Genomic DNA, 21533 nt, shown 5'->3' with positions numbered 1-21533 from the left:
GGCCTGACGGATCGCGCCGGCCTGGCCGCGCGGCTCGAGATTGGTGACGCCGGCGAGTAGCTCGATGCCCGGCCCGAGGATGTCGACGCCGCGAACGCGCCCCTCGGAAACCAACTGGCGCATCTCGGCAAGCAGGTGCTCTTCGATCAGCGTGTAGAAGAAGATGCAATGCTCGCCGCAGTGCGAGGCGACCATCTCGCGCAGCTGCTCGGCCGAGTCCACCTTGGGCAGGCGTTCAAGCCGAAACGCGCCGGGTGGGAACTGTGCCGCCACGGCGCGGGCGACTGCGTCGGCGGTTTCGCCCAATGAGTCGGAGAGCAGATGGATCGTAACCACGTATGCCACGAACCTAACCGGCTAGCAAGCTGAAGTCGGCGAAGCGCCCGAATAGCTCGACGAAGCGGTTGAGAAGTCGCAGGCGGTTGTCGCGCTTGGCCTCATCAGGGTCCATGACCAGCACGCCCTCGAAGAATGCGTCGATCGGTGCCCTCAGACCCGAGTACACCTCGAGCAGCGCCGAGTAGGCGCGAGCGCCCATCGCCTCGGCCGCGAGCGACTGGGCCTGATCCAGGGCGTCGACGAGCGCAAGCTCCTCGGCGCCCATGATGGCGCGGTTGGCGCTCGTGCCGAGCTCGGCCTTGGCGAGGTTCTTGGCGCGCGTGTACGCGATCGACAGGTCCTCCATGTCGTCGCTCGATGCACGGAAGGTCGTGAGCGCCTCGACACGCGCGAGCGCGTCGGACGGGTCGTCGGCCGCAATGGCAAGCACGGCGTCAACGGTGTCGTATGCGTTGCCGCGGTCGCGCAGGATACCCTGAAGGCGACCGACCAGGAACTCCCGGATCGCAGCGCCGGTCGCCTCGACATCGAACTGGACGACGCCCTGGTAGCCATCGAGCGCCGCGCCGATGAGCGCGTCGAGCGTGGCCCGGGTACCGCCCAGGAGCATCTGGAGTACTCCGATCGATGCGCGGCGCAGCGCGTAAGGGTCGGCCGAGCCGGTCGGGGCCATGCCGATGGCGAAGATACCGGCGATGCTGTCGAACTTGTCGGCGATCGCGACTATCCGACCGGCGACGGTCGACGGAAGCTCGTCGCCAGCGAAGCGGGGACGGTAGTGGTCGACGATGGCCTTGGCGACCTCGGCGTCCTCGCCGCTTGCCTCGGCATAGTAGCCGCCCATGACGCCCTGTAGATCGGTGAACTCAACGACCGCGTTAGTGACGAGGTCGGCCTTGGCCAGATGGGCCGCGCGCCGTGCGTGCGCCGTCTCCTCCGCCGAAGCCCCCAGTAGGCTCGCGATCGAGCCAGCGAGCTTCTCGACACGGCGAACCTTGTCGCCGAGCGTCCCAAGCTTCTCCTGGAAGACGATCGTGTCGAGCTGCGGGACGTACGCTTCGAGCGGCTTGTGCAGGTCCTCGTGATAGAAGAACGCCGCGTCCGAGAGCCTCGCGCGGATCACGCGCTCGTGGCCGCGCACGATGGCGTCGGTCAGCTTGGGGTCGCCGTTGTGCGCGACGATGAAGCGGTTGGTGAGCTTGCCATCTCGGGTCTCGACCGGGAAGTAGCGCTGGTGGCTCTCCATGGCGTTCTCGAGGATCTCGCGCGGCACCTCGAGAAACGCCTCGTCGAACGTACCGACTGCGACCGTGGGGTACTCGACGAGGTTGACGACCTCGGCAAACGTCTTCTCGGGCACCACTGCGCTGGCCGAGAGTTGCCCGGCGGCCGTGGCGATGCCTTCGCGCAGGAGTTTAGCGCGCACCTCGTGGTCGGCGATGACAAACCCACGCTGCAGCGCCAGGTCGTACTCGGCGGCGGTTGGTACTTCGATCGCGGCGGGACTCAGCAGGCGATGGCCGCGCGTGAGACGCCCCGCAGTCAGCCCGGCGAACTCGGCGGGGACGACGTCACCGCCGAAGAGCGCAAGCAGCCAGCGTACCGGGCGCGAGAAGCGGGCGTCGCCGCTCCCCCACCGCTGCGACTTGGGCCATTCGATGTTCTCGGCGATATGCGAGAGCAGCTCCGGCAAGACCTCGCCTGCCGAGACACCCTTGACCTCGACCGTGGCGTAGACATACTCGCCGTTGCCATCGGAGACGGTGGTGAGCTCGGCGACATCGACTCCCTTGCCGCGCGCGAAACCGATGGCGGCCTTGGTGGGATTGCCCTCGGCGTCAAAGGCGGCCTTGGTAGCCGGGCCTTTGTGCGTGTGGATGGCGTCAGCCTGCTGCTCGGCAAGCTCGCTGACCAGCACCACGAGATGGCGCGGGGAGCCCCAGATGCGCACGTCGTTGTACTCAAGGCGTGCGTTCTCCAGCGCCTTGGGCACGTTGACCTGCAGCTGCTCGATCGCCCCGTAGAGCGCCTTGGACGGCAGCTCTTCAGTGCCAATCTCGAAGACCAGATCGCGGGCCATCACGCCGCACCCCCCTGTGTGGCGACCACTTCTTCGTCGGCCGCCTCCTTGGGGGTTACCAACTCCAGGTAGGCCGCGCAGCACGCCTTGGCAAGCGCGCGGACGCGCAGGATGTATCCCTGACGCTCGGTCACGCTGATTGCGCCACGGGCGTCGAGCAGGTTGAACGCGTGCGAGCACTTCAGCACGTAGTCGTAGGCCGGCAGTACCAGGTCGGCGTCGAGCGTGCGACGGCACTCATCGGCGTAGGTCTTGAACAGGCCGAGCAACATGTCGACGTCGGCGACTTCGAAGTTGTACGCCGAGTACTGCTGCTCGTTTCTCAGGAACACATCGCCGTAGGTGAACGTGTGACCGTCCGGGCCCACCGACCACGTGAGGTCGTAGACGCTGTCCACGCCCTGAATGTACATGGCCAGGCGCTCGAGGCCGTAGGTGATCTCGGCGGGCACGGGGCGACACTCGAAGCCACCGACCTGCTGGAAGTAGGTGAACTGCGTGACCTCCATGCCGTCCAGCCAGACCTCCCAGCCCAAGCCCCAGGCGCCCAGCGTTGGCGACTCCCAGTCGTCTTCGACGAGGCGCACGTCGTGCTCGGCGGGTTCGATGCCGATGGTGCGCAGCGAGTCGAGGTACAGGTCGAGCACGTCGTCGGGTGACGGCTTGAGGATGACCTGGAACTGGTAGTAGTGCTGCAGGCGGTTGGGGTTCTCGCCGTAGCGGCCGTCGGTCGGTCGCCGTGAGGGCTGCACATAGGCCGTGCGCCAGGTGTCCGGACCCAGGGCTCGAAGCGTGGTGGCAGGGTGGAACGTGCCCGCGCCGACCTCTGTGTCGTATGGCTGCAAGACGACGCAACCTTTGTCGGCCCAGTAGCGCTCAAGCGCCAAGATGATGTCCTGAAACGTCATCGAACTCATGGTGGCTTGTCTTCCCCTCGAGGTGCGTCGCGAACTCGCGCGACGGCGCCGGTAAGATGCCCCGCTATCTTACACGAGCCGACGCCCGTTTACGGCGGGCATAAGGCAGGGAACCTACCACTCGTCACATCATCCGCGACCGGGTCATGCCCGGTACTTCGCACAAGGAGGAGCCATGGCCGATCACTACGCCGACGCCAATCTTATCGACGTGCTCAACGACCTCAGGTCACGAGAGCTCGCCGTGATCATGCAGTACATGCGGCAGCACTACACCGTCACCGGTCCCGAAGGCATGCTGCACGCCGACACGTTCAAGGGCGTCGCCGTCACAGAGATGAAGCACGCCGAGTCTCTTGCAGAGCGCATCGAGTTCTTGGGCGGCAAGGCCACGACCAAGCCGGAAAAGTTCGACAGCGACTTCTCGGGCCTCAAGGAGATGGCGAAGTCGGACTTCTCGGCGGAGTCGGACGCGGTCATGCGCTACAAGGCCGCGGTCAAGATCGCCGAGGCGCACGGCGATCCCACCACGCGCGGACTGCTCGAGAGCATCCTTGCCGACGAGGAAGACCACCTCAAGACATTCAGCGACATGCTCGGCGGCGACACGACCGGCGGCGAGCTGCTCGACTCCAAGCTCGCCCAGTAGCCCCTCACTTCGCAGTTCCTGCGGCCCCCGTTGCCTTTGCGACGGGGGCCGCTTCGCGCTTGAGCGGTCGTCAGCCTGCGAGCAGTCCCGCGTAGAAGTCCAGCGCCTTGAGGCGCGACGGCAGGTGGTAGACAACGAACGCGCGCATCAGTGCGAAGCAGTCCGCCACGGCCGCAGGAGGCATGTCGAGGCCCGGGATCTCGGCCATCTTGGCCTGCATCAGGCGGCTGAGCCACGCGCGGCCCTCCGGCCCGAAGCGGATGCCGCCCGCATCGGCCTCGGCACAGGAGCCGCAAAGCGCGCCGCCGGCCGATACTGAGAAGGTCGTGCACTCGCCCAACTCCGACGAGCAACACGCGCAGGACTCGATCTGCGGGCGATACCCGTGCATCGCCATCGACTTGCCAAGAAACGCGATGACGATCGGCGGCAGAGCCTCAAGCGGGGCGGTCTCCATGGTGTCGAGCGTTGTGGTAGCCAGCGCGAAGAGCCGCTCCTCTGGCTGGCCTTCGAGCGAGACCTTGTCGAGCACGTCGGCAACCACGGCGGCAGCCGCCGATCGGTCGAAGTCCTCACGCAGCCCAGCGTGGGTCGCAAACGTCACTGCCTCGGTCACGACGTCGAGCGAGCGGCCAGTGTGAAGCAGCAGGTCAGCCACCGAGTACGGCTCGAGCCGGCCGCCGAATCGGCCGCCCGGCTTGCGCAACCCCTTGGCGACCGCGCGCAACTGCCGGCCATCGGCCGCCAGTAGCGTCAGGATGATGTCGGTCTCCCCGAGCTTGGTCTTGCGCAGCACCAAGACGCGCGCAGAATACGTAGGCACCTAGAGCGTCTCCGTCTTCACATCGCCGAGCGGCAGACTCTTGGGAGTCCAGCGCTCCCCCAGCAAGAGCGTGGCCGAGACCCTCCAGCGCGCCAGCACCAGCGTCACCGCCATCGAGCACGCGAGCGCAACTGCAACGATGACGGGAATCAGCCACGGACTCGGTTCGTGCCACACCTCCACGAAGTAGAAGTGCACCACGTAGATGCCCAGCGAGAGCTTGCCTGGGACCGCTAGCGCTCGAAGCGCCACGTGCGGCGTCACGTAGCTCGCAGCTACCAACGCCGCGATGGCTGCGACGCCCGCCAGCGTCGACAACCCGTAGAGGGTCGCCACGCCGCCGCCCAGGAGCGGTGAGCCAAGCAGCCAGGCGCTCACGCGGGCCAACGCGGTCTTCTCGGGTCGAGTCGCCCACCACAGCACCGGGAAGGCGACGGCGCCAGCCAGCCCAATCGCAAGCCTGTGCTTGAAAAGCTCGCCATCATACCTCCTGGCCAGCAGTCCCAGCACGACGTAGGTGTAGATCCACTGCAGCCGCTTGAACTGCCCCCACCACGGCCACACCATCACTGCAACGATGCTCGCAGCGAGCACCCATGGGTTGTCTCGGCCAAGAACGCGCAGCGCGCCGAGAAGCATCAGTGCGACCCAGAGGATGTAGAGGTACCACATGCGGCCCTCGAGATGCGGATCGGTCAGGGTTCCCAGCAGGTAGCGCCCAAACGCGCCAATACTGTCGTGGGCGCCTGGAACGAGGGCCAGCCCGTATGTAACCTCCCAGCACACGTACGGCACCATGAGGCCAAGCGTGCGTCGGGAGAAGTACTGCCTTGGTTTCAACGCGCCAGCGCGAGGCTGGACGTAGCCGGAGAGAAACGCGAACAGCGGCAGCATGAACGCGAAGACGATCTCACGCAGATAGAGCGCAAGCGTGGGGGCCGTGATCCAGTACTGCCCGAGTGTGTGATAGAGCACGACACAAACGATCGCGACGCCCTTGAGGGCGTCGATCCTTGCGTCACGGCCTGATCGGGCGACGGATCCCAGCGCCACCGACGCTAGGCTCCCGGCGCAGCCGACTGAGCGGCCTCGGCAACTATCTTCTCGCCGGCCGAAGTGCCGAGCCGAGTCGCGCCGGCCTCGATCATCGCCAGCGCACACGCCAAATCGCGAATGCCGCCTGCCGCCTTGACACCGATGTCCGGTCCGACGGCCGCGCGCATCGTGCGCACGTCGTCAACGCTCGCGCCTCTCGGCCCAAAGCCTGTCGACGTCTTGACGAAGTGCGCGCCCGCCTGAACTGCAAGGTGGCAGCCTCGCTCGATGTCGGCGGTCTGCAGATAACCGGTCTCAAGGATCACCTTGACGATGGCCTTGCCGTGGCTCGCATGCGCCACCGCGTTGACCACGGCCTCGATATCGTGGTGCACGAACGCGCTCTCGCCTTCGAGCAGCGCGGCGATGTTGATCACCATGTCCACCTCAACGGCGCCCAATGTCACGAGGTGTGCGGCCTCATCGGCCTTGGCTTCAGTCGCCGCATAGCCGAGTGGAAACGCCGCGACCGAGCACACCTTCGTGGTTGAGTCGAACAGCCGTTGGGCGGCCAGCGGCGTCAGGAAGGGCGAGACGCACAGCGACGCGAAGCCACGATCGCGATTGGCCTCGATCCACTCCGCGGCCTCGGCGAAACCTACCGTCGGCTTGAGCAGCGTCTGGTCCATGTATGAAGCGAGAGTCGCCGCATCCATGACGCTCACCGTCCCTCTCCGTAGCCGAACCGCCGAATCTGGGCTGCGTCTCGGCGCCAGTCCTTCTTGACCTTCACGCTCAGGTTCAAGAACACCTTGCCGGCGAGCAGTCGCTCAAGGTCCACGCGAGCCTCCGTGCCGATCGCCTTGAGCTTCTCGGCACCCTTGCCGATGATGATGCCTTTTTGCGACTCACGTTCGACGTAGATGATCGCCATGATCGTGTACATGTTCTTACGGTCGTCGTAGGTCAGGTCGTCGATCACGACGCCAACCGCATGCGGCACCTCGTCGTGGGTGGAGCGCAGGATCTTCTCGCGGATGAACTCTGCGATCATCACCTCGATCGACTGGTCAGACGGCATGTCGCGAGGGAACCAGCGCGGTCCCTGCGGCAGGTATGCCACTACGGTATCCACAAAGCCATCCACGTTGAAGCCATCGACCGCGGAGACGGCGACGATGTCGTCGAACGTCGCGAACTTGCTCGCCGCGGCGATCTGCTCCTCGATCTTGGTCTGTGTCGACAGATCTGCCTTCGTGAGGACTAGGACGCGCTTAGCTCGTGCCTTGGCCACGTGACCGGCCACCCATTCGTCCCCGCGACCGAACTGCTGCGTCGAGTCGACTAGAAACGCCACGACGTCCACGTCTTCAAGCGCCTTGAGCGCCGAGCGGTTCAGCTCTTCGCCCAACGCGTCGTGCGGCTTGTGCAGCCCCGGCGAGTCGACGATCACGAGCTGAGCGTCGTCACGATCGAGCACCGCGCGGATACGATGCCGCGTCGTCTGTGGCGTATCGGAAGTGATTGCGACCTTGGTTCCCACGATCGCGTTGGTCAGCGTTGACTTGCCCGCATTAGGCCTGCCGACAAGCGCGACGAAACCGCTGCTGACCTGCTCGACACCCCCGAGCTTGGGTGAGGATGCCACCTAGCGCTTCTCTTCGTCGATGAAGGCTCGCACGAAGGCCTCGGGCAGCAGCTCCTCGAGCGAGCGAACGAGGACCTCGTCGGTGTTGCCGCCCATGATGACGCGAAGGTCGGGGTTGAACTCGGCGAGCGCCTGACGGCAGCAGCCGCACGGTACTGTGGGCGACTCCGAGTCACCGACGATGGCGATGGCCGTGATGTCTCTGCAGCCAGCGGTGATGGCGGCAGTGAGTGCGGCACGTTCGGCGCAGACGGTCGCCCCGTAGGCGGCGTTCTCCACGTTGACTCCCTGGAAGATCTCGCCGTCGGCGTAGATGGCCGCTCCGACTCGGAAGTTTGAGTAAGGCGCGTAGGCCTTCTCCTGAACCTCCCGCGCGAATGCGAGCAGCGCCAAGTCCGGCTGGGTGAGGTTACGCATGTGTTGCTCCTTCATCGTCTGACGTCGCGGCAGGCTCGACTGTGAGCTGCCGGATTCTCGTCCCTTGCAGGTCGGTAGCGGTCAGGCGAAGACCCTCGATCTCGACGGACTCCCCCGGGGTCGGTATCTTGCCAGCCAGTTCGGTGAACAGTCCGCCCACCGAGTCGGCATCGATCTCAATCTCAGTGCCGAACAGCTCGTTGAGGTCGTCCACGGGCAGCCGCGCGTCCACGCGGAACCGCCCATCCCCAAGATCTTCGAGCAGCGTCTCCTCACGATCGTACTCATCGGATATCTCGCCGACGATCTCCTCGATCAGATCCTCCAGCGTGACCATACCAGCTGTGCCGCCATACTCGTCGGCGACAATAGCGATGTGAGTCGTATTGCGCATCTCCGCGAGGAGCTCTTCGATGGGCTTGCTTTCGGGCACGTAGTAGGGCGCGCGTGCCAGTCCGATGATCGGGCTGTCGGCGTTGCCCGCGGCCAGCGCGACAAGCAGATCCTTCGCGTACAGGACTCCCCGGATGTCGTCGGTCGACTCGTGATACACCGGCAGCCGAGAGAAGCCCGTCCCTTCGATCAGCGCAACTGCATCGGCGGCCCGCGCCGTGTCCGGCAGCGATTTCATGTCGGTCCGAGGCACCATCACCTCACGAACGACCTTCTCGGCGAAGTCGGAGACGGCCTCGAGAAGCGCCTCCTCGGCCTCTTCGCGCTCCGTCTCCTCATCCGTGTCGACGGCGCGGTACTCGGCAGCCGTCGCCCACGGCGAGGTGGGTCGCTCGCCGCCAGCCATGCGGATGACCCAGGCAAACGGCGCGGCGAGCAATTTGGCGAACGGGTAGACCAGTGGCACGAGCGCCTGAGCGATGGGGGCCGCTTCAAGTGCCAGATCCTCCGGGTTCGCAACCGCGAGCGCTCGAGGCAGTGTCTGCGCAAGCGCAAACATGAGCAGGACGCCGAGAAGCGCGGCTAGGAGCTCCCAAGCTGGATCGAGCGTTGAGTTAAGCAGCGCACCGGCCTCAAGACCGAGCATCGCGGCCGTAGCGAACGCAAACGCGGCGACAAGCCCGGAGACTGCGCGGATGCGGTAGGGCCGGGCTGCAAGCGCCTCGAGCTGAACAGAGCCATGGCGCTCCGCCTCGACGAGGCGGTGCACCCTGCCGGGCGGCAGGAGCATGACGGCCGTCTCGGCAGCAGCCAACACGGCGGAGAGTACGCCGAACACGACGGCGAGAAGGAGCACTACAAAGACCACACGGCCTCCGGACTGAGTTCGGGTTTGGTGGGTGCGCCCACTATCTGAAGAATACCTGATAGATCGCGGTCACCGTCAGCGTGCCCAGCAACGCGCCCAGAATCACCTGCGAGATGGTGTGTATCTCGCCTTCAACGCGGCTTTGGGCGACGAGCACTGCGATGAAGAACGCGAGCACGGTGGCCTTGACGCTGTTGGTGACGTACGCGAGCGATGCCGCCGCTCCGAAAGCCAGCGCCGCGTGCCCGCTGGGCCAGCCTCCATGAACGAACGAACCCTCGCGCGTCAGTGCCTTCAGGATGATGACGATGAGAAGCGTCAGCCCCAGCGCGATCACGGTCAGCGTGGCCGGTGCCGCCTCGACGATCACGAGACCGTGAGACGCGACACGCGTGACGGGATCGAACAGCACCAGGTACGCGATGACGAGCGCGTTGGTGGCCGCCACGAGCACCGCACCTGCGGCAACGTCCTTGGCGACCTTGGCAAGCGGGTCGTAGGTGGTGGTTGCGACGTCGACGGCAGCCTCGATCGCGGTGTTCGCCAGCTCGGTGACGAAGACCAAGCTGATGGCGAAGACTATCGCCACCAACCCCACCGTGCCCACCTGCAGTACGAGGGCAACTATCAGCGATGCAAGGGCCGCCGCGACGTGGATTCGCATGTTGCGCTGCGTGCGTAGCGCGTAGACCACGCCCGAGATCGCGTAGTTGAAGCTCCAAAGGATCGAGCGGTTGCTCGTCGGCATAGGCCCGCAAGCCCGCCGCGTCCCACGCCGTCAGCAGGGCGCGCTCGCGTGCCTGCATCGCAGACGCGTCGGTGTCGGCCTCGTGGTCGTAGCCCAGAAGATGAAGCACCCCGTGCACGAGCAGCAAGTTGAGCTCCTGCTCGACGGTGTGTCCGTACTCCTCGGCTTGTACCTCTGCGATCGCGGGAGCGATCACGACATCGCCCAAGGTAACCGGCTCGTCGGGCTCAGCGGCGCACAGGTCGTCGCACTCGAAGGACAAGACGTCCGTGGGGCCTTCCTTGCCGCGATACCTCTGGTTGAGCTCCGTCATCTCGGCGATCTCCACAATCGCGATGGAAAGCTCGGTGTAGACAGGTGCGTCCTCGCGGTCGAGAACGAACGCGGCGAGTCGCTCAAAGGCCGTTAGGTCGAGCGGCTCAGGCTCTCGATGGCTCACGATGCTGATCTGCACTTGCCGGCCTCCCTGAGATGTCGGGCGCAACCGGGTACTCGATGCGCGTGTGATACATGCTGGTGAGCATATGAGAGTACGTTTCCACGATGCGCTCCATGTCACCCACCGAGAGCTGCGAATCGTCGAGCTGACCGTCGCTGAGCTTCTCCTCGACGATCGCACGCACGACCGCCATGACGCGCGGCTCGGACGGCTGGCGCAGGGCGCGCACGGCAGCCTCGCTCGAGTCAGCCAGCATGATGAGCGCTGCCTCGCGGGTGTCGGGCTTCTCGCCCTGATACCGGAAGTCAGCCTCGAAGACGCCGGCGTCGGTGGCGGCCGCCTTGTTGTAGAAGTAGCGCACGAGGCTCGTCCCGTGGTGCTGGCGAATGATCGCCTGGATGCGGGGCGAGAGATGGTACTGCTTGGCCAGTTCAAGCCCGTCGTTGACGTGCGCAGTGATGATGACCGCCGAGAGCTGAGGCTTGCACTTGTCGTGAGGGTTGAAGCCCGGCTGCTGGTTCTCGAAGAAGTAGACCGGCCGACGAATCTTGCCCACGTCGTGGTAGTAGGCACCGACCCGCGTCAGCAGCGTGTCCGCGCCGATGCTCTCGGCAGCCGCTTCGGCCAAGTTCGCAGTTGCCACCGAGTGCGTATACGTGCCCGGCGCCTTGGTGATGAGCTCCTTCATGAGCGGATGCGCAGGGCTTGCCGCCTCGAGAAGACGGATGTCCTCGGCCAGTCCGAGACCGTCGCGAATGAACGGCATGAGGATCAGCGCCGCGATCGTCGCGGTGGCTGCGCCCACAGCGCCCCACACGCCCGAGATGGCGGCGATCTGGTACGGCGTCCCGTCAGCCATGTCGGCAAAGAAGACCGTGACGCCGCCAATGAGCACGATGAAGGCGGCGGTCGCACCCACAAGCACGAAGAGCACGGCGCGGCCCGCCAGCGGCGACTTGAGCCGTCCGGGAAGCTTCGTCACTGCACGGGAAGTGATCTCGCGATACCTACCCATGGCTTAGCGGTGCTTCGCCTCCTCGGCAGCTGCTTTGGCTTCTTCGTGCTCGCCGTACGCCGTGACGATGCGCTGCACCAGTTTGTGCCTGACGACATCCTTGCCGGTCAGGTCGATGAACTCGATGTCCTGGATACCGCCGAGAATGTCGCGGACCTGCTTGAGGCCCGACGCCCCCTTGGGCAGGTCAATCTGCGTCACGTCGCCGGTGATAACGACTTTTGAGCCGAAGCCCAGACGCGTCAGGAACATCTTCATCTGCTCCGGGCTGGTGTTTTGCGCCTCATCGAGGATGACGAAGGAGTCGTTGAGGGTGCGCCCACGCATGTAGGCCAGCGGCGCGATCTCGATGACGCCGCGATCCGTGAGCTGCGCCGACTTCTCGGCATCCATCATGTCGAACAGCGCGTCGTAGAGCGGGCGCAAATACGGATCGACCTTCTCGGTCAGAGTGCCCGGAAGGTAGCCGAGCGACTCCCCCGCCTCAACCGCCGGACGCGTCAGAATGATGCGCCCGACCTCCTTGTGCTTGAGCGACTCGACAGCCATCGCCATGGCGAGATAGGTCTTGCCCGTACCGGCCGGGCCGATGCCGAACGTGACGGTGTTCTTGCGGATCGCATCGACATAGCGCTTCTGACCTGCAGTCTTGGGACGGATCGTCTTGCCCTTGTGGGTCAGGATGATGTCGCCGTGAAGGGCTGTCGGAGATACCTCTCCGTGCTTGACCAGCTCGATCGAGCGCTCGAGGTTCTCGGAGTTGAGCTGCTCGCCGCGCTCGACGAGCTGAATCATCTCGGCGAAGAGCGAAGAGACGGTCTGGCTGTCGCCGGACTGGCCTGAGATGGTGATCTGGTTGCCGCGAACTGCGATGTCGGACTCGAAGTGGTCCTCGATGAGCCTGAGGAGCGCGTCGCCTTGGCCGAGGAGCCTGGTCATGTCCAGTTCAGGCGGGACGACGAGACGTATCTGAGTGGATTCCACGATGCTTGGGTTCACACCTCGGTTTCGGGGAAAGGCGGGGCACGGCGTCAGCGCCGCGAGTACGTGCGAATTCTAGCACCATCGAGGGTGATTCTGCGCCTTGCCGACCCTCAGAGGAGCCGCTCGCCGAGCAGGTGCTCCCCGTCCACGTGCACGAGGCGAACCTGTGCGAGCTCTCCCGGGGCGGCGCCCAGTGCCGGGAACTTCACGCGCAGGTAGTCTCGCGTCGTGCCCTCGGCCATCGGCTGCGCATCGCCCGCCCTCACGACGCGCTCCACCAGCACCTCAGCCGCGGCACCGACTCGGGCGGTAGCGCGGGCCGCGGCGAGGCGAGCCGAAAGCTGGCGAAGACCAGCGGCGCGAGCGCCCTTGGTCGGCTCGTCGACCTGGTCTGCGCGGATGGCCGCCGGCGTGCCCGGGCGCCGCGAGTACCGAAAGACGTGCAGCTTCCCAAAGCCGACTCGCTCGCACAACGCCAGCGTCTCAGCAGCCTGTTCGGCGGTCTCGCCGGGGAAGCCGGCCAGCACGTCGGTGGTCACCACCAGGCCAGGTAGCGCTTCGCGAGCGGCTCGGATGCGCTCCAAGAACTCCTCGCACGTGTAGGCGCGACCCATGGCGGCGAGCACGGAGTCGCTTCCGGCCTGCAGCGGCACGTGCAGGTGCGCGCAGAACGCAGGTGCGGCTGCCATCGCGGCGAGTAGGCGCGGCGTCAGATCGAGCGGCTCGATGCTTGACAGCCGAACGCGAGCGATGCCGGTCGCCGCGACTGCGTCGATCACGTCGGCCAAGTCGTGGCCGGCATGCTCATAGCGGCCGATGTTAATGCCGGTCAGTACGATCTCGCGCGTCCCGGTCGCGACAAGCGACAGCGCCTGCGTAACGACCTCATCCAGCGCCACAGCACGGGGGACTCCACGCGCATACGGCACGATGCAGTAGCTGCAGAACGCGTCGCAACCGTCCTCGACCTTGAGCGAGACCCGAGTGCGAAACGCCGGGTCCTCGGCGCGCGACACCAGAGGATGGTCGCCTCCGCGCGACGCCTGAGCGCCGAGCAGCTCTTCGACGAGCGCTGCCACGCGGGACTTGTCGGCCTCCACCACCACCCGCTCCCCAAGCGCCGCTAGCGCATCGTGATCCAGCGCAGCGAGGCAGCCGGTCACCACAACGGTTGGCTGCGAGGCGCCGGCTAACGCGTGGCGTACGGCTTTGCGCGCCTTGGCGTCGGCTTCGCCGGTTACCGTGCAGGTGTTGACGACGACCACGGCGGCATCGGACTCCTCGGAAAGCGGCGCGCCGTCGCCCAGCAATGCTGCGGCGATCGCCTCGCTCTCCGCACGATTGACCTTGCAGCCGAGCGTGCGAATCGCAACGCCGCGGCCGAAGCGCTCAGTCATCCGAGCCGCCCAGGCCGCCTAGCGCCCCGATCGCGAGTGCAAGAGCCACGATCGCGGCGGTCTCAGTGCGCAGGATGGTGGGCCCAAGCGTAGCGGGAGTCGCGCCCAGCGCAACGAGCGCGTCGACCTCCTCGGTGGCGAGCCCTCCCTCCGGGCCGACGATCAGCGCTACACGTGCGTCTGCCGAGGAAGCGCAGCGCTTCACTGCCGACGCGATTCCGAGGCCCTCGCACTCCTCCCACAGCACAACGGCACCGTCGAAGGCGGCCAACTCAACCAGCGCATCACGAAGGGGCACCGGTGCCGACACGAGCGGCACCGTCGCGCGCTTGGACTGCTTGGCCGCCGCCAGCGCGACACGCTGCCAGCGCTCGGCGCGCTGCGCGGACCTGCGCTCATCGAGCTGCACGACGCTGCGGGCTGTCAGAATCGGAACGATCGCCTCGGCGCCGACCTCAACAGCCTGACGCACTATGTCGTCCATCTTGTCGCCCTTGGCCACGCCCTGAAAGAGCGTGACTCGCGGGAGCGAAAGGGTTGGGATCTCACGCACGACATCGCCCACCACGCCCTCGCTTCCCACCTCCGTGAGTGAGATGCGCCACACGCGCCCGTCGGGTTCCACGACATCGATGGTCTCGCCGACCCGCAGACGCAGCACGTCGACCGCATGATGCACGTCGGCGGGCGCCATCGGCATAAGCCCGCCGGGGACCGGCGCAAGAGGAGCTGTGAGGAAGAAGCGGTGTGCGCTCATGACAGGGCGGCTAGCCGTGCAGCCAGTCGCGAAGCTTGTGCATGGGTGTCTTGTACTCGGCGACGTCCTCGCCAAACTCGGTGGCGAGCTCCTCGAGCAGCTCGCGCTGGCGCTTGGAAAGCTTCTTGGGGACCGTGATCGCCACGTGAACGATCAGGTCGCCACGCCCGCTCCCGTTCAGACGCGGCATGCCGCCACCCCTTACTCGCAGGGTGTCACCGTGCTGCGTGCCCGCAGGCACGTTGACGTTGTGCTCCTCGAGCACGCCGTTCACATGAATGGTCGCGCCGAGCGCCGCCTGCGTAACCGGAACCGTGGCGCGGCAGTGCAGGTCGTCGCCTTCCCGGTGCAGGTACTCGTCCTCGGCGATTCGCACGCTGACGAGCAGGTTGCCCGCCGCAGCGCCACGAATCCCAGCCTCACCCATGCCGGCTACGCGGATCTGCTGGCCGTCGCGAATGCCGGCCGGGATGTTGACCTTGACGTGCTCGCGGTCGGGCACGCGGCCCGAGCCCTGGCACTCCTCGCACGGGTTCTCGATGATGTGACCACTCGCCCCACATCGCTCGCATGGCGCGACGGTTTGCATGGTGCCCAGGAACGTCTTGTGCTGCGTGACGCGCTGCCCGGTGCCATTGCAGTCCGGGCAGGTGACCGTCTTGCTATCCTCGGTCGAACCGCTGCCGCCGCACACGTCGCACGTCGCCAGTCGATCGAGCACGATCTCCTTCTCGACGCCGCTCGCTGCCTCGGCAAGCGTGATCACGATCTGCATCGCCATGTCGCGACCCTCAAGCCGCACGCCGCGCCCGCCTCCGCGCCCGCCGACCCCACCGAAGAACGCACTGAACAGGTCTTCCATGTTGATGCCGCCACCGCCGCCGAACAGATCGCCCATATCGGCATAGCCGTAGCCGCCACCGCCGCCACCGCCGTTGCGACCGACCGAGCCGTACCGGTCGTACTGGTCGCGCTTGTCGGGGTCCGAGAGCACGTCGTAGGCCTCGTTGACCTCCTTGAAGCGGTCCTCGGCGTCCGGCGCGCTGTTCACGTCGGGGTGGAGCTCGCGCGCCTTGCGGCGAAACGCCTTCTTGATCTCATCGGCAGTTGCGCTGCGCTCGACGCCGAGCGTGGAGTAGTAGTCCTGAGTACCTGCGGGCACGGGCGGATCCTCTCTTGCGGTGTTGTTAGCTGAGCGCCTCGGACAGTCCGTCCGCGATCACGCGAACGGCCGCCATGGCGCGCTGATAGTCCATGCGGGTCGGGCCGATGACGCCGACGATGCCGTCGGCTCCCCCCGCTGCATAGTTGGTGGCGACAATGCTGACGTTGCCCAGCTCGGCTCGGCGGTTCTCGTGTCCGATACGAACCGAGATGTCGGTGCTGCCCAGAGCCTCAGAGAGCGTCTCGAGCACGGCGATCCCGTCCTCGAGGAACTCGATGAGTGGCCGGGCCTGACCGGCCTCCCTAAACTCGGGCTGAGCCAGGAGCGCGGGGACGCCGACGTGGTAGAAGCGATCGCGATCGGCCTCGTCCAGCGCGTCGAGGATCTGATCGACGACCAGCGCCACCAGACCGTCCTCGCCGTGCGCAGCTTCGAGCGCCACGCGAAGCGGACGTATCTCGGCGGCGCGCTTGCCATCGAACGCCGAGTTCAGCGAGCGTTCAACCGCGGCCAGGCGCTCCGGTGCCGTTTCGAGCGGAAGCTCGACGTTGCGGTTCACGACCTGCCCGGACTCGGTGATCAACACGAACAGCGCGCGGCGCGGCGCCATCGACAGCAGGTCGATGCGTTTCACGCGCGTCAGCGTGACGCTGGGCGCGAGCACGACGGCCAAACAGCTGGTGAGCTGCGTAAGTGCCACCGACGTCTCGCGCATCAGCTCGTCGACCTCGTTGGCGTTGTGCGAGAGCGTGGTGCGCATCTGCTCGATGTCGCTATCGCTCATTCCGCCCTCGATAAGCACGTCCACAAACGACCGGTAGCCCGTGTCCGTGGGAAGCCGACCCGCCGAGACATGCGGCTGCAGCACGAAGCCAGTCTCCTCAAGAATGGAGAGCTCGTTTCGCACCGTGGCAGGGCTGCATCCCAGCTCGTAGCGATCTACAAGCGTCTTGCTCCCTACCGGAGTGGCGCTGGCTATGTACTCCTCGACGAGCGCTTGGAGCACGCGTCGTCGACGGTCGTTGAGCATGAGTCCTCCTCGAAGCACGGCGCGTATCTGCGTCGTTGGCACTCAAGTATAGCGAGTGCCAGCCCAACCGCGAAGCAAGTGCCGAGCCTATTCGCCTGCCCAGACGCGTCCGAAGACTACGTTGCCGAGCAGCCACCCTCGCTCGGTCGTTCGCCAGTGCCCGTCAACAAGCTCGGTCAACCCGTCGTGCCGAAGCGAGTCGAGTACGTCGTCGAGTCGAGCCGCAGACACTTGAGACACCCGCACCCCCCGCACAAGTCGAAGGCCGAGCATCACGTCCTCTTTGGCGACCTCGTCGGCCGAAAGCAGCTCTACCTGTGGGGCAGCACCTGTGAGCCACGCGTCGATCTCGCCGGAGTTGGCGTAGCGGACTCGCGCCACGTCCTGCTGTGCCGAGTCGCCGAAGTACATGCCGACGGTCTGTGCTGTGCCTGGTTCAAACATGCCGTGAGCACCCGGGCCGACCCCCACATAGGGCTTGCCCGTCCAATACGCGGTGTTGTGGATCGACTCGTGGCCCGGAGTGGCGTAGTTGGCCACCTCGTAGCGCTCGATGCCCGAGGCTGCTAGCCGCGTCTGCGCGACGAGCATCATCTCGGCGGCGGTGTCGGGGTCGGGCTCGACGACCAGCCCACCGGAGATCGCAACCGAGAGCGCCGTGCCGTCCTCGATTGCGAGCGGGTAGATCGACAGATGCTTGGCGCCGGAGTCCAGCGCCTGCTCCAGCGACTCGACCCACGAGGCCATCGACTGGCCCGGAACGCCGCAGATCAGGTCGACCGAGAGCTCGATGCCGGCTTCGCGGACAAGCGAGAGCGCAACCCGTGCCTGCCGAGAATCGTGCAGGCGACCCAGGAGGCGTAGCACGCCATCGTCGAACGCCTGCACGCCAACGCTGATCCGGGTGGCACCGCCCGCGACCAGCGCTTCAAGCGCCGAGGAACTCAGCGAGTCGGGATTCGCCTCCACGGTGATCTCGGCATCGCTTCGAAGCGGCAGGTGGCGCCTCACTTGCTCGAGCAGCTGGCCTACCGGCGCCGCGTGAAGCGACGGCGTCCCGCCGCCGACGTAAACAGTGGCAACGACGCCGGGCAGGCTCGCGAACGACCAGCGGTGAACCTCGGCCTCCATGCCAGCGAACACCGCGAACACGTCCTGAGAGTCAGAGCCCGCGTAAGAGGTGAAGTCGCAGTAGGAGCACTTCGACCGGCAGAACGGCACGTGGAAGTAGAAGTGCTCGGGAAGGCCCGCCTCCTCGGCGTGTCCGAACTCGCTCGAAACGCCGAGGTCTGTCACTGGCCTTCCTTCATCAACGAGGTGTGGCTCGCCAAGAACTCGGCGTACTCGAGCAACATGGCCTCGAGTTCGGCGAATGTAGCGCTCTGATCGACCTTCGTGCGCACGTAGGTGGCTCCGGGCAGACCCGCAACGTACCACCCCACATGCTTTCGCATGCGGATGACGGCGCGCTCTCCACCGAAGTCGACAAGCGCCCGACCGTGCTCCAGCGCCATGTCGATGCGCTCGGTCGCAGTCGGACCGGCGATCGGCGCGCCGGACTCAAGGAGGGCACGTGCCTCTCGGAAGATCCACGGATTGCCCTGCGCCCCGCGCGCGACCATCACGGCATCCACGCCCGTCTGCACGATCATCGCGACCGCATCGTAGGCGGAGAACACGTCGCCGCTTCCAATCACCGGCACGCCGACGGCGTCTTTGACCTGGGCGATCACCCGCCAGTCCGCCGAGCCCTTGTAGAACTGGTCGCGAGTGCGGCCGTGAACCGCGAGTGCGGCGGCTCCCGCCGCCTCCATGCGCTTCGCAAAGTCCACCGCGTTGACGCTCGCGCTGTCCCAACCCTTGCGGAACTTGACGGTGACCGGCAGCGGTGACACGGCCTGGGCCACGGCCGACACAATCTGCGCGGCAAGCTCCGGAGTCCGCATCAGCGCACTGCCCTCGGCCTTGGCGATCACCTTTGTGACAGGACAACCCATGTTGATGTCGAGCAGCGCGATGGAGTCGCCCAACCGCTCGACCAGGCGCGCGGCCTGCTCGGCCATCACATCGGGGTTGGCGCCGAAGATCTGCACGGCGGCAGGAGTCTCGGCGGGGTCGAGGCGCAGAAGCGCTGTAGAGGTTGGAGAGTCGGGCGTGTAGTGCAGGCCGGTCGCGCTGACCATCTCCGTGTACGTCAGACCCGCACCCATGCGTTTGCAGATGCCGCGGAAGGGAGCCTCTGTGACGCCGGCCATCGGGGCAAGAAGCACTCGGCCGCGGGACAGGATGTCGGCGATGGCGCTCATCGGCGTGGGTTCACGGCGATCCGCGGCTACTCGTCGACTTTGAGAATCGCCATGAAGGCCTCCTGCGGGACTTCGACCGATCCGATGTTCTTCATCCGCTTCTTGCCCTTCTTCTGCTTCTCCAAGAGCTTGCGCTTACGCGAGATGTCACCGCCGTAGCACTTGGCGATGACGTCCTTGCGCATCGCGCGTACGGTTTCGCGGGCAAGGATCTTGGCGCCGATGGCAGCTTGGATCGGCACCTCGAACATCTGCCGAGGAATGATCTCCTTGAGCTTCTCCGTGAGCACTTTTCCACGGTCGTAGGCCTTGTCTTTGTGAACGATGAACGACAAAGCATCGACCGGCTTGCCCGCAAGCAGGATGTCGAGCTTGACCATGTTGCCGGGGCGGTAGCCGATGGGCTCGTAGTCAAGTGACGCGTAGCCCTTGGTGCGGCTCTTGAGCTGATCGAAGAAGTCCATAATCAGCTCGGATAGGGGCATCTCGTAGTGCAACTCCACCGTGGTCTTGCTCAGATACTGCATGTCGGTGAAGGTGGCGCGCCGGCTGGTGGACAGCTCCATAACCGCGCCCACATAGTCCGGCGGGACGATCACCGTGGTCTTAAGGAACGGCTCTTCGATGCGATCCAGCTTCGATGGGTCGGGCATGTCCTGTGGCGAATGGATGACCACTTGGGTGCCATTGGTCAGGTACGCGTGGTACTCGACCGAGGGCGCCGTCGCCAGCAACTCAAGGTCGAACTCCCGCTCGAGCCGCTCCTTGATGACCTCCATGTGCAGCAAGCCGAGGAATCCGACGCGGAAGCCGAAGCCCAGCGCGTGACTCGACTCGGGCTCGTAGATCAGCGCCGGGTCGTTGAGAGTCAGCTTGTCCAGAGCATCGCGCAGCTCAGGGTATTGGGCTCCGTCGATCGGGAACAGGCCGGTGAATACCATCGGTTTGACGTCACGATAGCCAGGCAGTTGCTCTGTCGCACCACCGCGGGCGAGGGTGACCGTGTCGCCGACCTTGACCAGAGACGGGTCCTTCAGGCCAGTGATGAGATAGCCGACCTCGCCCACACCCAGTTCGTCGACGGGCACGTTAGCCGGCCGACGCACGCCGACTTCCTCGACATCTGTGACCACGTCGGTGGCCATCATGCGAATCTTCAGACCCTTCTTCACCGAGCCATCGAAGACACGAATCAGCGCGACGACACCGCGATAGGCATCGAAGTAGCTGTCGAAGATGAGGGCGGTAAGCGGCGCATTGGGGTCGCCGGTTGGCGCCGGCACGTTACGGACGACCGACTCAAGCGCGGCTCGAACTCCCACGCCTGTCTTGCCGCTGGCGAGCACCGCCTCGTCTGCTGGAACGGCGAGGCCCTCCTCGATCTCGTGACGGACACGTTCGGGATCGGCAGCCGGCAGATCGATCTTGTTGATCAGCGGGATAATCTCGAGGTGCGCGTTCATCGCCATCAGCGCATTGGCGACGGTCTGCGCTTCGACGCCCTGAGTCGCATCGACCACGAGAATCGCGCCCTCGCACGCCTCAAGCGAACGGCTGACCTCGTAGGTGAAGTCGACATGACCCGGGGTGTCGATCAGATTGAGCTGGTAGGTTTGGCCGTCGTCAGCGTCGTACATGACGCGAACAGCCTGTGCCTTGATGGTGATGCCGCGTTCGCGCTCGATGTCCATCGAGTCAAGCACCTGCTCGACCATGTCGCGATGCTCGACCGTGTGCGTCAGCTCGAGGATTCGGTCCGCGAGCGTCGACTTACCGTGGTCGATGTGGGCGATGATCGAGAAGTTGCGTATGTGGGAGGGGTTCGTCATAGCGGTTGAGTGTAACAGGGTGCAGCCGAACGTAGGAAGAACTGGGCCAAGCGTTGTGGCTTGGCCGCGCCCGGCGCCGTGTGCTATCCTCGGCAGGTTCTTCGCACCCCACTGCGACGGGCACCATCGTAATTTGTCTGGAGGAATACGTACGTGGCGAATATCAAGAGCCAGAAGAAGCGCGTCCTCACCAACGAGAAGGCTCACCAGCGCAATCGCGCGGTGAAGTCCGGGCTGAAGACCGCAACCAAGAAGGTACAGACCGCTGTAGATGCCGGTGACGCCGCTGTCGCCAAGGAAGCAGCTCTCGAGGCCGCTCGCCTGCTCGACAAGGCTGCCAGCAAGGGCGTTATCCACGCCAGCCAGGCTGCCAACCGCAAGTCGGGCATCGTGAAGCTGGCCAACTCGATCCAGAGCTAGCCGCAGACCTTCACAATCCAGCGTTCGAAGACGAGTCGGGGATCCCGGCTCGTTTTCATTTGCGCTTCAGAAGCGGCCGCAGCACGCAGAGCGTCGACCAGCTCCTGCGACGTGAAGCCCCTCGCCTGCCTCGGCAGGTTCTTGAGCTGCCAGTCCGGCCGCCCGATAGTCTTGGCAATCTCGCCGATCGACCCGCTCCCCCGCTCGATTACTGTGCGAGCGGCGATGAGATCGCGCAGCGTCCGTAGCGAAAGCGCGTGAAGCCCGTAGACCG

General features: G+C 65.5%; 22 protein-coding genes and 1 pseudogene. 2 read left to right on the top strand and 21 right to left on the bottom strand.

The features are described from left to right. From P4L93_02610 to P4L93_02600, 3 genes are all read right to left on the bottom strand, one after another. The coding region (locus P4L93_02610) for a kinase/pyrophosphorylase (GenBank protein ID MDR3685838.1) at positions 1-336 on the bottom strand (336 nt) is incomplete at its 3' end. A 13-nt stretch (positions 337-349) separates the two neighbouring features. After that, positions 350-2419: a glycine--tRNA ligase subunit beta gene (gene glyS / locus P4L93_02605; protein MDR3685837.1), complete on the bottom strand. Its 2070-nt coding sequence runs from the start codon at positions 2417-2419 to the stop codon at positions 350-352. Further along, on the bottom strand, positions 2419-3336 hold the full coding sequence (locus P4L93_02600; GenBank protein MDR3685836.1) for a glycine--tRNA ligase subunit alpha: 918 nt from the start codon (positions 3334-3336) through the stop codon (positions 2419-2421). Before P4L93_02600 ends, glyS begins: the two co-directional genes overlap by 1 nt. Before the next feature lie 175 nt (positions 3337-3511). Between P4L93_02600 and P4L93_02595 the strand changes: the two genes are divergently transcribed. Continuing rightward, positions 3512-3985 (top strand): ferritin-like domain-containing protein, encoded by a 474-nt coding sequence (locus tag P4L93_02595; protein MDR3685835.1) that lies wholly within the window; start codon positions 3512-3514, stop codon positions 3983-3985. Between the two features lie 70 nt (positions 3986-4055). Here P4L93_02595 and recO read toward each other — a convergent pair whose 3' ends face one another. From recO to lepA, 17 genes and pseudogenes are all read right to left on the bottom strand, one after another. Beyond that, complete coding sequence (recO, locus tag P4L93_02590; GenBank protein MDR3685834.1) at positions 4056-4808, bottom strand: DNA repair protein RecO; 753 nt, start codon at positions 4806-4808, stop codon at positions 4056-4058. Next, on the bottom strand, positions 4809-5861 hold the full coding sequence (locus P4L93_02585) for an acyltransferase (protein ID MDR3685833.1): 1053 nt from the start codon (positions 5859-5861) through the stop codon (positions 4809-4811). Between the two features lie 5 nt (positions 5862-5866). Next, the gene (deoC, locus tag P4L93_02580) at positions 5867-6559 is read right to left on the bottom strand and encodes a deoxyribose-phosphate aldolase (protein ID MDR3685832.1); all 693 of its coding nucleotides are present in this window, start codon (positions 6557-6559) and stop codon (positions 5867-5869) included. Between the two features lie 5 nt (positions 6560-6564). Continuing rightward, complete coding sequence (era, locus tag P4L93_02575) at positions 6565-7491, bottom strand: GTPase Era (GenBank protein MDR3685831.1); 927 nt, start codon at positions 7489-7491, stop codon at positions 6565-6567. After that, positions 7492-7908: a cytidine deaminase gene (cdd, locus tag P4L93_02570; GenBank protein ID MDR3685830.1), complete on the bottom strand. Its 417-nt coding sequence runs from the start codon at positions 7906-7908 to the stop codon at positions 7492-7494. Then, the gene (locus tag P4L93_02565; GenBank protein ID MDR3685829.1) at positions 7901-9169 is read right to left on the bottom strand and encodes a hemolysin family protein; all 1269 of its coding nucleotides are present in this window, start codon (positions 9167-9169) and stop codon (positions 7901-7903) included. Before P4L93_02565 ends, cdd begins: the two co-directional genes overlap by 8 nt. 40 nt (positions 9170-9209) lie before the next feature. Next, positions 9210-9917 (bottom strand): diacylglycerol kinase, encoded by a 708-nt coding sequence (locus P4L93_02560; protein MDR3685828.1) that lies wholly within the window; start codon positions 9915-9917, stop codon positions 9210-9212. Between the two features lie 76 nt (positions 9918-9993). Continuing rightward, positions 9994-10356: pseudogene (ybeY, locus tag P4L93_02555) on the bottom strand (rRNA maturation RNase YbeY). After that, positions 10337-11371 carry an HDIG domain-containing protein gene (locus P4L93_02550; GenBank protein MDR3685827.1) on the bottom strand — a complete coding sequence of 345 codons (1035 nt, stop codon included), beginning with the start codon at positions 11369-11371 and terminating at the stop codon, positions 10337-10339. The pseudogene ybeY and the gene P4L93_02550 overlap by 20 nt, the downstream one beginning before the upstream one ends. Positions 11372-11374: 3 nt before the next feature. Then, on the bottom strand, positions 11375-12358 hold the full coding sequence (locus P4L93_02545; protein ID MDR3685826.1) for a PhoH family protein: 984 nt from the start codon (positions 12356-12358) through the stop codon (positions 11375-11377). 107 nt (positions 12359-12465) lie between these two features. Next, positions 12466-13752, bottom strand: coding sequence for a MiaB/RimO family radical SAM methylthiotransferase (locus P4L93_02540; protein ID MDR3685825.1), 1287 nt, complete (start codon positions 13750-13752; stop codon positions 12466-12468). Next, the gene (locus tag P4L93_02535) at positions 13745-14509 is read right to left on the bottom strand and encodes a 16S rRNA (uracil(1498)-N(3))-methyltransferase (protein ID MDR3685824.1); all 765 of its coding nucleotides are present in this window, start codon (positions 14507-14509) and stop codon (positions 13745-13747) included. Before P4L93_02535 ends, P4L93_02540 begins: the two co-directional genes overlap by 8 nt. Positions 14510-14519: 10 nt before the next feature. After that, a complete protein-coding gene (gene dnaJ, locus P4L93_02530) occupies positions 14520-15671 on the bottom strand; it encodes a molecular chaperone DnaJ (protein ID MDR3685823.1) in 1152 nt (383 codons plus the stop codon). Positions 15672-15696: 25 nt separating this feature from the next. Beyond that, positions 15697-16704 carry a heat-inducible transcriptional repressor HrcA gene (gene hrcA / locus P4L93_02525; GenBank protein ID MDR3685822.1) on the bottom strand — a complete coding sequence of 336 codons (1008 nt, stop codon included), beginning with the start codon at positions 16702-16704 and terminating at the stop codon, positions 15697-15699. A gap of 87 nt (positions 16705-16791) precedes the next feature. Next, positions 16792-18000 (bottom strand): radical SAM family heme chaperone HemW, encoded by a 1209-nt coding sequence (gene hemW, locus P4L93_02520; GenBank protein ID MDR3685821.1) that lies wholly within the window; start codon positions 17998-18000, stop codon positions 16792-16794. After that, positions 17997-19010: a tRNA dihydrouridine synthase DusB gene (gene dusB, locus P4L93_02515; protein MDR3685820.1), complete on the bottom strand. Its 1014-nt coding sequence runs from the start codon at positions 19008-19010 to the stop codon at positions 17997-17999. The genes hemW and dusB overlap by 4 nt, the downstream gene beginning before the upstream one ends. A gap of 26 nt (positions 19011-19036) precedes the next feature. Continuing rightward, positions 19037-20839 carry a translation elongation factor 4 gene (lepA, locus tag P4L93_02510; protein ID MDR3685819.1) on the bottom strand — a complete coding sequence of 601 codons (1803 nt, stop codon included), beginning with the start codon at positions 20837-20839 and terminating at the stop codon, positions 19037-19039. 153 nt (positions 20840-20992) lie between these two features. On the opposite strand from lepA, the gene rpsT reads away from it, so the two are divergent. Continuing rightward, the gene (rpsT, locus tag P4L93_02505; GenBank protein ID MDR3685818.1) at positions 20993-21259 is read left to right on the top strand and encodes a 30S ribosomal protein S20; all 267 of its coding nucleotides are present in this window, start codon (positions 20993-20995) and stop codon (positions 21257-21259) included. Here the strand turns inward: rpsT and P4L93_02500 are convergent. Then, positions 21256-21533 (bottom strand): DNA polymerase III subunit delta (locus P4L93_02500; GenBank protein ID MDR3685817.1); only part of this gene is annotated, 278 nt, incomplete at its 5' end. The genes rpsT and P4L93_02500 overlap by 4 nt on opposite strands.

It is taken from the genome of Coriobacteriia bacterium (assembly GCA_031292615.1).
GTDB lineage: Bacteria > Actinomycetota > Coriobacteriia > Anaerosomatales > JAAXUF01 > JARLGT01.
Note: the sequence above shows the minus strand (reverse complement) of the source record. Positions and strands in the feature narration are given on the sequence as shown.